At 71.2% G+C, this 12177-nt stretch carries 9 protein-coding genes; all 9 read right to left on the bottom strand.

Annotation, left to right across the window (positions count from 1 at the left end):
* Positions 1 to 99: 99 nt before the first annotated feature.
* The 9 genes from ACPCJR_RS09165 to ACPCJR_RS09125 all read right to left on the bottom strand — a co-directional run bounded on the left by ACPCJR_RS09165 (position 100) and on the right by ACPCJR_RS09125 (position 11898).
* A complete protein-coding gene (locus ACPCJR_RS09165; protein WP_391511859.1) occupies positions 100 to 636 on the bottom strand; it encodes a hypothetical protein in 537 nt (178 codons plus the stop codon).
* Positions 637 to 700: 64 nt separating this feature from the next.
* Positions 701 to 1942 (bottom strand): hypothetical protein, encoded by a 1242-nt coding sequence (locus tag ACPCJR_RS09160; protein ID WP_391511858.1) that lies wholly within the window; start codon positions 1940 to 1942, stop codon positions 701 to 703.
* Positions 1943 to 1957: 15 nt separating this feature from the next.
* On the bottom strand, positions 1958 to 3232 hold the full coding sequence (locus tag ACPCJR_RS09155) for a hypothetical protein (RefSeq protein ID WP_391511857.1): 1275 nt from the start codon (positions 3230 to 3232) through the stop codon (positions 1958 to 1960).
* Between the two features lie 25 nt (positions 3233 to 3257).
* Entirely contained in the window at positions 3258 to 4226 is a 969-nt protein-coding gene (locus ACPCJR_RS09150) for an OmpA family protein (RefSeq protein WP_391511856.1), read from the bottom strand.
* 263 nt (positions 4227 to 4489) lie between these two features.
* Positions 4490 to 5998: a Do family serine endopeptidase gene (locus ACPCJR_RS09145; protein WP_391511855.1), complete on the bottom strand. Its 1509-nt coding sequence runs from the start codon at positions 5996 to 5998 to the stop codon at positions 4490 to 4492.
* A gap of 129 nt (positions 5999 to 6127) precedes the next feature.
* Positions 6128 to 6853, bottom strand: coding sequence for a DUF2459 domain-containing protein (locus tag ACPCJR_RS09140; RefSeq protein WP_391511854.1), 726 nt, complete (start codon positions 6851 to 6853; stop codon positions 6128 to 6130).
* Positions 6850 to 9570, bottom strand: coding sequence for a valine--tRNA ligase (locus ACPCJR_RS09135; RefSeq protein ID WP_391511853.1), 2721 nt, complete (start codon positions 9568 to 9570; stop codon positions 6850 to 6852). Before ACPCJR_RS09135 ends, ACPCJR_RS09140 begins: the two co-directional genes overlap by 4 nt.
* 101 nt (positions 9571 to 9671) lie before the next feature.
* Positions 9672 to 10031, bottom strand: coding sequence for a PopZ family protein (locus tag ACPCJR_RS09130; RefSeq protein WP_391512096.1), 360 nt, complete (start codon positions 10029 to 10031; stop codon positions 9672 to 9674).
* 361 nt (positions 10032 to 10392) lie between these two features.
* Positions 10393 to 11898, bottom strand: coding sequence for a TolC family outer membrane protein (locus tag ACPCJR_RS09125; protein WP_391512095.1), 1506 nt, complete (start codon positions 11896 to 11898; stop codon positions 10393 to 10395).
* Positions 11899 to 12177: the final 279 nt, after the last annotated feature.

Genomic DNA, 12177 nt, shown 5'->3' with positions numbered 1-12177 from the left:
GCCGAGGGGTGGCCCGCCAATCCGCCGGCCTCGTTCGAGCGAAACGGATCGCCCGGGAAGCAACCCGTTCCACCCCTCGCCCGTCGGGACGGCGCCCGGTCAGGCCGGCAGCCACTCGCCCCTGTCGGTGCGGCAGACCTTGGCCGGCGGCAGCTCGGCCGAGCCCCCGCCGATCGAGGCGGAGGTGTCGAGCACCCGGCAGAGGCGCCCGGTCTCCGCCGCCTGCGCCGCCTGCGGGCGCACGGTGATCTGGCGCGGGCGCCCGTCGCTGCCCTGGTAGTTGAGGTAGCGCGGCTGGTTGGTCGCCGCCGCGGCGATCTGGGCGTTGCGGATGCGCTCCTTGTCCTGCGCATCGAGGGCGGTGAGCACGGCGCAGCCGACGCCGCCGACCGCCCCGCCGATGAGGGCGCCTGTTCCCGCCCCCCGGCCACCGCCCGCCGCCGCGCCGATCAGGGTGCCGACCACGGCGCCGCCGATGGTGGCCGCGGCGCAGCGCCCGATCGCCTCCGCCACCGGATCGGCGGAAGCGGGCCCGGACCCGGCCGGCCGCGAACTGACGCAGCCTCCGAGCAGCCCGCCCACGAGAAGGCCCGCGCAGACGGCCGTGCCGCCTGCCTTGATGGAACGTCGCAACATCGAAGGGTGCCCCGGGGCCGTCTCGTCGAGTGGGGAGCGGCCCGGCCCGTGCCGCTCCGATCCGTCAGAACTGCCCGTCCTCGATCCGCTCGATCTCGAAGCGCAGGTCGTCCCGCTTCGTCGCGTCGGAGCCGCCGAAGACGACGGCCGGGTCGGAGATCCGGCCGGAAGCGGTCGTGCCCTTGAGCGTCAATTCGAGATTGCGCGCGCCGCCGAAGGGAAGCTTCGAGCGGTTCTTCGGCTCGCCGTGCGGGGCGGAAAACCAGACCTGCGCGAAGCGTCCGTCGCCGCGCACCTCGCAGGCGCTGCCCCGGCACAGCATCTTGCCGGCGACCGGCGTCGCCGTGCTCTTCGAGAAGGTCGTCTCGATCCAGCTGTTGACGAGATCGCCCTGGGCGGTGGCGGCGAGCCGAAATTGAAGCGGCACGCGCTGGTCGACGTAGTCGATGAAGCCGGCATAGGTCCGCAGCGAGACCGGCTCCGGCTGGAGGCGCGGCAGCCCATCCGAGCGGGCCGCGACCAGCACGCCCTTGGCGCCCAGCACGAGGGCGCGGGCGAATTCGAGGCTCGCCCCCTCCCCCAGCTGCGCGCCCGCGAGGTAGAGTTCGGCCCGGCCGAAATCGAGGCCGCTGCGCTCGGCGAGCGCGAAACCCTTCTCCCGGGCCGTCGCCGCCTCGGCCGCCTCGCCCTTGGCCGCGACGGCGAAGGGGCTGACCAGGATGAAGCGCGGCAGGCCGTGGTTCGGGTCGGCGAGGCGTCCGGCGTTCTGCAGCGCGCGCAGCAGGGCACCGGGCGGCGGCGGCACCGCCGCGATCGCCTCGGCGCGCTTGGCGACCTGCGCCATGGCCCGGGCGAGGCCGTTGGAGAAGGCCTCGCGGGTCTTCTTGAGGCGCGCGCCGCTGTCGCCGCCGGTGAAGATGTCCCATTGGGTGTCGGCCGCCCGCGCCCGCTCGATCTCTTCCGTCGGAAGGTTGGGCGAACAGCCGACGAAGAGCGGCAGCACCTCGCTGCCGTCGCGGCGGGCGACCAGCAGGGTCAGGCGCTCGCGGGGGCCGAGCGTGCCGGTCCCGACCTCCCGGGCATCGGCCGCCTCGACGACGATGCGCTTCCACAGGGCGTTGGCCTCGGGCTTGGCCTCCACCATCGCCTCGTCGAGCACGACGACGGTCTGGCGCAGGGGCCTCGGCTCCCGCTCGCGGGGGCAGGCGGATTCCTGCCGCACGGCCTCGTAGCCGGTCTGGGCGGCTGCACCGGGTGCGGACAGGGCCGCGGCGAGGACGAGGAGGGAGAGAGCGGTCGCACGCATGGCAGGAGCCCCGGGTCAGACGTAGCCGAGGTGGAGGCGCTGGCGCAGGTAGGCCTCGCCGTCGAGGTCGCGCTTGGTGTCGACATCGCCCGAGGTCAGGTCCTCGTAGACGAAGCGGGTGTGGAGGCCGCGCTGGCGGGCGGCGGCGAGCAGGCGGCTGCGGTAGTTCTCCAGCAGCGCCAGCACCCGGGCGTCGAGCTTGCGCACCTCCTCGAAGCGGGCGCGGTGGCGCGTGTGGTTGCGCAGGCTCTTGGTTTGGTCCGCCTCGCGCCGGTCGGCCCCGTCGCGGGCGCGCTGCGCCTCCTCGATGCGCTGGCGCTGCTTGGGCTCCAGCAGCGTGCGGTAGCGCTTGCGCAGCCGCGCCCGCAGCACCTCCAGCCGGTGACGCTCCTCCATGAAGTTCGGCACCGGATCGTGGAACACGATCGCCCAGGCCAGCCCGATCGCGTAGACGAACACGTTCATGATCAGCGCCAGCCCGTAGATCGAGACGGTGCTGGCGCCCCCCTCCCCGAGCGCATCGGAGCGCGCGACCGCCTCCGCAACGAGGTAGGAGCGGCTGAACACGATGGCCGCGGCGCCGATCAGCAGAAGCAGCACGCCGACCCCGAGGAGGCGCAGGCTCTCGGCCTTGAGCCGCCCCGTGACGTTCTCGCCGAACCGCTCGCTCCACTGTCGGATCACCTGACCGATCAGGTGGCTGGAGAAGGCCAGTCCGAAGGCGATCAGCGTCACGCTCATCGTCGCGAAGGCGGGCGTCAGGAAGTCGATTTTGAGGAAGGCCGAGAGGTTGATCGGGAACTCGGCCATCACGAACAGGAACAGGCCGAAGTAATACAGACCCGGCCGCCAGGTCTGGGCGTCGCGGCCGTGCTCAGCGCGCTTGCGCTCGTACTCGGTGTGGAGGCGCGCGATCTCGGCGTTGAGGTCGATGATCTCTTTGCGCTGGAAGAAGTTCGCCCGCTCGGTGGCGAGGTTGTTCTGCTTTGCCTGCTCGATGCCGTCCTTCTCGGCCTCCAGCAGGAAGCCCTCGTTGCCGGCCGCCGTCTTCTCGTCGGCGAGGCCGCGCCGCACCTCGCCCAGCGCCGACTGGCGGGCCGCCGCGACGTGCTGCTGGTACCACGCGCGCATCGCGCTGGTGAGGAGGGCGGGGCTCTCGGCGCTGGCGCCGTGGGGGGCGGACAACGAGAGGATCGGCTGATCCGCCTCCGCCTCGAGCCGGGCCGCGAGATCGCGCGCGAGGACGCCCTCCGGGCCGACATCCAGGGCTTGGTACTCGACCAGACTCATGGAACTCGCCTCATGACAATCGGACTCATCGCTCAAGGCTCTCGACGAGGACGCGCCGCTCGCGCAGGTCGATCAGGACGGGGGTGTTGCGGGCGATGACGACCTCGGCCGGCGGGGCCTTGGGCGGGGCTGCGACCGCCTCCTTCGGCACGGCCGGCCCCTCGACCTCGACGGCGCGCTTCGCTTCCAGCGTCACCGTCTGGCGGTTCTCGAGGGGCACGAAGGTCTGTTCCCCGATCACCACCGGCGCCCGGGCGATCGTGGGGGGCGGCAGCGCGGGCGGCGCGATCGGGGCGGCCTGCTGGACCGGCGTGGCGACGACGCCGGGCAGGCGCTCGAAGGCGTCGAGGCAGACCTGCCGCTGCGCCGCGCTCGCTCCCGCGCAGACGAGGTCGCGCTGGCGCGACAGCCAGACGCCGACGGCCTCCGCCTTGCGCCCGAACAGGAATTCGACCCGCCGGTTGCGGGCCATGCCGGTCTCGGAGGTGTTGGGCGCGAGCGGGATCGCCTCGCCGAAGCCGACCTGCCAGATCTGGGCCTGACGGACCTTGCGGGCGTGGAGCGCCAGGGCGACGCTGCGGGCACGGCGCACCGAGAGGGCGTAATTGTAGCCGTCGTCGGCGCGGGAATCGGTATGGCCGGCCACGAACACCGCCGTGTCGGCCGCCTCGCCCCGCAGCACCTCGGCCACGACCTCGATCACCGCCTGCCCCTCCGGCCGGAGCAGGTCGGAATCCGTGTCGAAGAACACCCGCTGGTCGAAGACCCAGCGCGAGATCGGGATGTCGACGGGAATGGAGCGCGGGAGCGCTGAGCGGTCGACGCGGTAGGTGTCGATCCGCGGCACCGCGCCGAGGCTGCGCATCGCCAGGGACCTGAGCCGCGTGAGGCGGTCCTCGTGCTCGATCTGCACCGTTTCGGGCCAGGACAGAATTCGATCCTGCCCGGCGGCGCAGACGGGGGCTGACAGCAGAACGGCCAGGGCCGCCCACACCGCTCTTCCGCCCTTCCGCCGACGCCGCACCACGGAACCGCCCCCGACCCAACCTCAGGTCGCGAGATAAGTCGTGACTTAACTCAACGTCAACAAATCGCGTGTTGTAAACCTGAGGTTAAACTACGGCCCGGCCGAGCGTGGCGCCGACGCCACACATGGCGAGAGCCGCGGCAGAAAAAAGCCCGCTCCGAGGAGCGGGCGCGAAGTCGTGAGGAAACCGCAGGAGCGGCGGGACCGTCGCGGTCCCGCCTGAGACGAGATCACCCCTCCTTGTTGCTGAGCGAGACGGCCACGAAGCGGGTCTGTCCCTTGGCGCTCTTCACCCGCATCAGCACGGCCTTGCGGCCGTTCGATTCCGCGGCGCGGATCTGCGCCTGCACCTCGGAAGGCTTCGAGACGCTGGTACCGCCGACATCCAGGATCACGTCGCCCTGGGAAATGCCCTTGGAGGCGGCCGGCCCGGTCGGGTCGACATCCATCACCGCGACGCCCTCGTCGCCGAGGCCGATCTCGCTGGCCGGCGCGAGGTTGAGGCCGAGCCGGGCCTGACCGCTCGAGCTGCTCTCGCCGCGGCTCGCCACCTTGCCGTCCCCCGGCAGCGTGCCGAGTTCGACGGTGGCCACGTCGCTCTTGCCGCCACGCAGATAGGCGAGCTTCACCTCCGTGCCGGGCTTGAGGCCGGCGATCCGGCGCGAGAGCTCGCGGGCGTCGTTGACCGGCGCGCCGTTGACCGATTCGATCACGTCGCCCGACTTGAGGCCCGCCTTGGCGGCCGGCGTGCCGCTCTCGGCGTGATCGACGAGGGCGCCCTTGGCCTTGTCGAGGCCCAGGCCGTCGGCGATGTCCTTGGTCACCGGCTGGACCTGCACGCCGAGATAGCCGCGCACCACCTTGCCGTCGGTGCGGAGTTGCTCGACCACCGTCTGCACGGTCTCGGCGGGGATCGCGAAGGCGAGGCCGACCGAGCCGCCCGAGGGCGAGGCGATCGCCGTGTTCACGCCCACGACCTCGCCGCTGACGTTGAAGGTCGGGCCGCCGGAATTGCCCTTGTTGATCGGCGCGTCGATCTGCAGGAAGTCGTCGTAGGGGCCGGCGCCGATGTCGCGGCCGCGGGCCGAGACGATGCCCGCCGTCACCGTGCCGCCGAGGCCGAACGGGTTGCCGATGGCGACCACCCAGTCGCCGACGCGGGGCGCGCCCTTGCCGAACTGAACGTAGGGATAGCTGCCGCTCTCGCTGATCTTCAGGAGAGCGATATCGGTCTTGGCGTCCTTGCCGATCACCTTGGCGTCGAGGGTGCGGTTGTCGTCGAGCGTGACCTGCACGGTCTTGGCCTTGTCGACGACGTGGTTGTTGGTCACCACGTAGCCGTCCGCCGAGATGATGAAGCCCGAGCCGACCGCGCCGCGCTGGCCGCGCTGCTGCGGCATGCCGCGCCCGCCGGGACCGCCCTGGCCGAAGCGCTTGAAGAACTCGCGCAGTTGCGGCGGCACCTGCTGCATGTTGGGTCCGCCGGGGCTGTCGTCGTCGTCGTCGCCGGCGCTGTCGTCGAGCTTCACCTTCACGGCGACGACCCCGGGCTTCACCTTGTCGACGACGCTGGCGAACGAGCCCGGCGGGTGCTCGGGGGCCTCGATCGGGGTCTTGGGCAGGGCCTGGGCGTAGGCCGGGGTCACGGACTCGCTCAGGCCGAAGCCGGCCGCGCCGCCCGCGACGAGGGCGGCCGCGGCGACGGAGGCGATGGCGCGGCGGCGGACAGTCAGGGTCATGGAAATCTCCGAGGATCGATCGCTGGGGCGTGCCGCCCGCGCGCGCCGGACAAGGGGGCCGGGCGAGGGGCGGCGGTGCCGTGAGCGAAGATCTAGGCTGTCCCGCCTGACCGCCGGATGGCGCGAAGATTACGGTTTGGACAGGTCGGGCCGTTCCATCGCCCGCGCGCCGGCCCGCCAGCGCAGATCGGCGATGAGCCCCAACGGATGCGTGTCCAGCACCGGTGTCACCGGCAGGCCCGCCGCGTTGAGCAGGTCGGCGGCCCAGTGGTTGCAGAGGTTGGCGTAGGAGAAGCGCCCCGCGCCGACGTAGAACAGGCTCGGCCCGTAGAGGCCCGGCCCCAACGCGACGGGCTGGCCATCGCCGAGGCGAAAGCCGGCCTCGAGCCGCGCCAGCAGCCGGGTCAGGCCCTCGCGCGAGACGTGGACCGGCACGATCTCGGCCTGCGGAAAGCTCTCGCGGGCGGGGCGTTCGAGGCCGACCACCTGGATCACGCCGTCGCTGCCGCCGGGGGTGAACAGGGCTTCGAGGGCGAGCCGCCCGTCGAACGCCTGCAAGGTGGGCGTCGCCCGGTAGAAGCGGGCCTCGCCCCAGCCGAATTCCAGATCGCCGTAGGCGCGAAAGCGCGTGGCGATGCTGCGCAAGGCCGCGCCCGCGCCCTCCCCCATCAGCCGGTCGCGGGGCAGGACGAGGCCGGAATGCCAGCCGTGGCTGACGAGGAGAACGGTGACCGCCTCCGGGCCGGAGGCGGGATAGAGCGCCGGATCGCCCGGCCGCGCCGTCCAGAAGGTGAGCCCCATGAGCGCGGCGGCGAGCCCGGCGACGAGCGCGCCGAGCCGCCGCCGCCACCTCATGCGTCGCTCAGGCGGACCAGCGCTTCCTCGATCTTGGCCAGCCGCGCGGCCTCCGCATCGCGGCGCTCGCGCTGCTCGTCCACCACCTCCTCGGGGGCGCGGGCGAGGAAGTCGGCATTGCCGAGCTTGCCCTCGATCTTGGCGATCTCGGACGTCGCCTTGCCCGCCTCCTTCTTCAGCCGCGCGACTTCCGCCGCGAGATCGACGATGCCCTCCAGCGGCAGGGCGGCGACGCTGCCGCGCACGAGGAGCTGCACCGAGTTCTTCGGGGCGGTCTCGGCGAAGCCGATCTCGGACAGGCGCGCGAGCCGGGTCAGCGTCTCGCTCCAGCGATCGACGCGGGCGCGAACCGCCTCGTCGGCGCCGACCAGCACCAGCGGCACCTGCGCGCCGGCGGGCACGTTCGTCTCCGAGCGGGCCGAGCGCACCTCGGAGATCAGATCGACCAGCCAGCCGATCTCGGCCTCGGCCTGCGCGTCGGCATAGGCCGAGAGATCCGGCCAGGATTCGAGTGTGAGCAGTCCGCGCGACCCGGGAAGAGCCTGCCCCTTGATCGCCCACAGCTCCTCCGTGAGGAAGGGCATGAACGGGTGCAGGAGCTTGGCGATCTGGTCGATCAGGAAGGCGACCGTGGCTTGCGTCTCGGCGCGCGCGGCCGGATCGACGCCCTCGCCCTGAAGCACCGGCTTTGCGAGTTCGAGATACCAGTCGCAGAACACGTTCCAGACGAAGCGGTAGGCGGCGGCCGCCGCATCGTTGAAGCGGTAGACCGTGATGCCCTGCGCCACCTCCGCCACCGCCTTGGCGGCCTCGGTGAGCGCCCAGCGGTTCAGCGTCTCGCGCACGGCTTCGGGCCGGAAATCGGCCTTGAGTTCGCAGCCGTTCATCTCGGCGAAGCGGGCCGCGTTCCAGAGCTTGGTCGCGAAGTTGCGGTAGCCCTCGACCCGCTGGGGCCCGAGCTTGATGTCCCGGCCGGGGGCGGCGAGCGCGGCCAGGGTGAAGCGCAGGGCATCGGCGCCGAAGCGGTCGATGAGATCGACCGGATCGACCACGTTGCCCTTCGACTTCGACATCTTGGCACCCTTCTCGTCGCGGACGAGGGTGTGCAGGTAGACCGTCTCGAAGGGCGCCCGGTCGGTGAGGTGGAGGCCCATCATCATCATCCGGGCGACCCAGAAGAAGATGATGTCCTTGCCCGTCACCAGGGTGTTGGTGGGGTAGAAGCGGGCCAGATCCGGGGGCTTGTCCGGCCAGCCGAGCGTGGAGAACGGCCAGAGCGCGGAGGAGAACCACGTGTCGAGCACGTCCGGGTCACGGGTCAGCGCGACGTCCGTGCCGTGCTTGGCCCTGGCCTGGGCGGCGGCCTCGGCCTCGCTCTCGGCGACGAAGATGCCGCCCTCCCCGTCGTACCAGACCGGGATCTGATGGCCCCACCAGAGCTGGCGCGAGACGCACCACGGCTCGATGTTCTCCAGCCACTGGAAGAAGATCTTCTCGTAGTTGTCGGGCACGAAGCGGGTCTGCCCGTCGCGCACGGCCTGGAGCGCCCGCTCGGCCAGCGGCTTGACGTTCACGTACCATTGGTCGGTCAGATACGGCTCGATCACCACGCCCGAGCGGTCGCCGTGCGGCACGGCGTGGGTGTTGGGCTCGACCGCGCGCAAGAGGCCGCGCTCCTCCATTAACGCGACGACCGCTTTCCGCGCCTCGAAGCGGTCGAGGCCGTCGAGCGCCAGCGCGGTTTCCTCCGGCTCGGCGCCGTCGAGGAAGTCGGCATTGCCGGCGATCTGAATCCGCGCCTCGGGGTCCAGCACGTTGATCGGCCGGCAGCCCTGGCGGCGCCCGACCTCGAAATCGTTGAAGTCGTGGGCGGGCGTGATCTTGACCGCGCCGGTGCCCTTCTCCGGGTCGGAATAGCTGTCGGCGACGATCGGGATCAGCCGGTTGACGAGCGGCAGGCGCACCCGGCGGCCGACGAGGTCGCGGTAGCGCTCGTCGTCCGGGTGGACCGCCACCGCGGTGTCGCCCAGCATCGTCTCGGGACGGGTGGTCGCCACGGTGATGACCGCGCCGGTCGGGGCGCCGGTCTCGTCCACGACGGGGTAATCGAAGTGCCAGAGATGGCCCTTCACCTCGACCTGCTGCACTTCGAGATCCGAGATCGCGGTCTGGAACTTCGGGTCCCAGTTCACGAGGCGCTTGTCGCGGTAGATCAGTCCCTGCGCATGCAGATCGACGAAGGTTTTGAGCACGGCGCGGCTCAGGCCCTCGTCCATGGTGAAGCGCTCCCGCGACCAGTCGCAGGAGGCGCCGAGCCGCTTGAGCTGGCCGATGATGGTGCCGCCGGATTCCTCCTTCCAGGCCCAGACCCGGCGCAGGAACTCCTCGCGACCGAGTTCGCGTCGGCCGGGCTGCTGCGTCTCGGCGAGCCGGCGCTCGACGACCATCTGCGTGGCGATGCCGGCGTGATCCGTGCCCGGCTGCCACAGCACATCGCGCCCGCGCATCCGCTCGAAGCGGACGAGGATGTCCTGGATCGTGTTGTTGAGCGCGTGGCCCATATGCAGCGAGCCCGTCACGTTCGGCGGCGGGATCACGATGCTGAAGGGCTCGGCGCCGGCCCGCTCGGGGCGGCCGGCGCGGAAGGCCTGGGCCTCGTCCCAGGCCGTGGAGACGCGCGCCTCGACAGCGGCGGGGTCGAAGATCTTGTCCATCATGGGCGGGGCGGGCTTTTCAGGCGTGCGGCGTCGTCAGGGAGATGCCGCCGCTATCGGCCCGGGGCGGTGTCCCCGTCAACCGTCACCCGCCGGGGCACGGCTCAGCGCCCGCGGGCGACCCGCTCGATTTCCGCGCGCACCAGCCGCTCGACCATGTGCGGCAGGTTCTCGTCGAGCCAGCCCTTCAGCATCGGCCGCAGCATGTCCTGGACCAGATCCTCCAGGGTGCGGGCGTTCTGCGAGAGGACCGTCTGGGCCAGAAGCTGGAAGTTCTGCCCCACGCTCTCGACCGTGTGCGAGGAGACGAGCCGCTCGCTCACCCCCTCCTCCACCGCCGCGCGGATGCGCTCGGCGGCCCTCGGGGCGGGTGCGGGCTCCGGCTCGGGCACGAAGGCCGGCTCGGGCTTCGGCGGCGGCTCGAAGGCGGGTTCGGGCTCCGGCTCGGGGTCGAATTCCGGCATCCGGAAGTCGATCTCGGGCATGTCGAAATCGACGGGCTCGGCCTTGCGCAGGGGCTCGGCTACCTCGGCGAGGTCGAGCACGTCGTCGTCCTGGGCGGGCGGGGGCGGCGGCGGAGCCTCGGCCTCGGCCGGCTTGGGCGCCTGATCGTCGGCGATGATGCGGCGGATCGAAGCCAGGATCTCCTCCATGGAGGGTTCCTGCGTCTTGTCCTGAACCTTCGGGCTCGCTGCGCTCATCTGGACGATACTCGGTGACGATTGACAAGACGACGAAACGGTTAACGAACTATTTCATCATCTCGTGCCGCATCAACCATGATCCCGCGCCGGCCAACAGGAAAGTTCCGGGCGCGGGTGCTCCTCAGCGCCCGTCGGGCGTGCGCACGCCGAACCAGAGATCGCGGACCTGATCGAGGTGTTCGCGGGCGCTGTAGGGCGTCACCGGCAGGCTGGTGAAGCGCACCGTGAGCCGGCCGACGGCCTGCACCACGTCGTAGGAGTTCACGACCCGGTCGCGCTGGGCGCGGATCAGGGCGACGCGGGCCGAGAGCAGTTCCTGCTGCGCGTTCAGCACGTCGAGAGTCGTGCGCTGGCCGACGCGGGCCTCCTCGCGCACGCCGTTCAGCGCCACCTCGTTGGCCTGGACCTGCGCCTGGGAGGCGATCACCTGCGCCTTCGAGGCTTCGAGATTGCCCCAGGTGCGGACGATGGAGGCGCGGATGGTGTCGCGGTCCTGCTCGGCGATGAGGCGGGCGCGCCCGGCATTCTCCTTGGCCTGGCGGATCACCGCGTACTCGCCGCCGCCCTGGTAGAGCGGGATGTTGACCCGCCCGACGATCGAAGCGGTCACGCCGTTGTCGCCGGAGAACTGCTGATCGTAGCGCTGCTGCACCGCGCCGGTGATCTGCGCCTGCGGGTAGAGCGCGCCCTCGGCCACCTTCACCTGCAACTCCGCCACGTCCACCGCGTGGAAGGAGGCGAGGATCTGCGGATGCTCCTTGAGGCCGATGAGGATGGCCTGATCCAGCGAGGCCGGCACGTAGCGGTCGAGGGGTCGCCCGGGGGCGAGCTGGCGGGGCTCGACGCCGACGATCTGCCGATAGATGCCGATCGAGGCGCGCAGGGCCGCTTCCGCCGCGCTGACCTGGGAGCGGGCGCCGGCGAGGCGCGCCTCGGCCTGGGCCACGTCGGTGCGGGTCACCTCGCCGACGTTGAAGCGGTCGCGGGTCTGGCGGAGCTGTTCCTCCAGAACCTCGACGTTGTTGCGCTGCAATTCGAGCGTCGCCGTGTCGCTCAGCACGTTCATGTAGGCCTGGGCCGCGTTGAACAGCGTGTTCATCTCGGTCTGGCGCAGGCCCTCGCGCGTGCTGAGCACGGTCGATTCGGCCGAACGGACGCGGTTGTCGGTCTGAAACCCGTCGAAGACGTTCTGGTTGATGGTCAGGCCGGCGCCGCCCGGGCGGGTGAGAAGGTTGATGGGGCCGCTTGTGCCGATGCCACCGATCTTGCCCTGGAACTGCTGGATGCCGATGTCGGCCGAGATCGCGGCGTTGGGCCGGTAGCCGGCCTGGAAGCGGTTCACGTCCTCATCGGTCGCGCGCAGGTTGGCCCGCGCCGCGTTGAGGGCAGGGTTCGCCTGGTAGGCGCGCGACAGCGCGCTCTCGAGGGTCTCGGCGGCAGCCGGACTTGCGGCAGCCAGCACCGAAGCGACGGCGCCAGCCAGCCGAAGCGCGGACCGCGCCGCAAGGTTGCGTTCTTTCACGTCGATCAGCCCTTGCGGTTTCTCGATTTGCCGTCCCGCCGCACCGTCGCGTCCGACCCGGTCGGTCGTCTTCCGGTCCGCCCCCGAGGACGCCCGTCGAACGATCCGCTCCGCAAGGGTCGCGACGTGACCGTCGTTCGCACACTCGTGCGTCGGGATGGCCAGCCCGCCTCAAGCGGAAGAGTAGCCGAGCTTGTGGCGCCGGTGACAGGGGTTACCGCACTGCGATGGTGGATTGCCGGTGGGTGGCTCAAAAAAGCGACACCCGGTCCCGCTTAATCCACGCCCGCGAAGTTGTGTACCGAGGTACCCCGCCGCTCTCGGCGGCGGGACCAGTCTTGGCGAACGGCGCGAAAAGCCTCCGCCTCGCCCGGCAAGACTCCG

It is taken from the genome of Methylobacterium sp. NPDC097929 (assembly GCF_049543375.1).
Taxonomy (GTDB): Bacteria; Pseudomonadota; Alphaproteobacteria; order Rhizobiales; family Beijerinckiaceae; genus Methylobacterium.
Note: the sequence above shows the minus strand (reverse complement) of the source record. Positions and strands in the feature narration are given on the sequence as shown.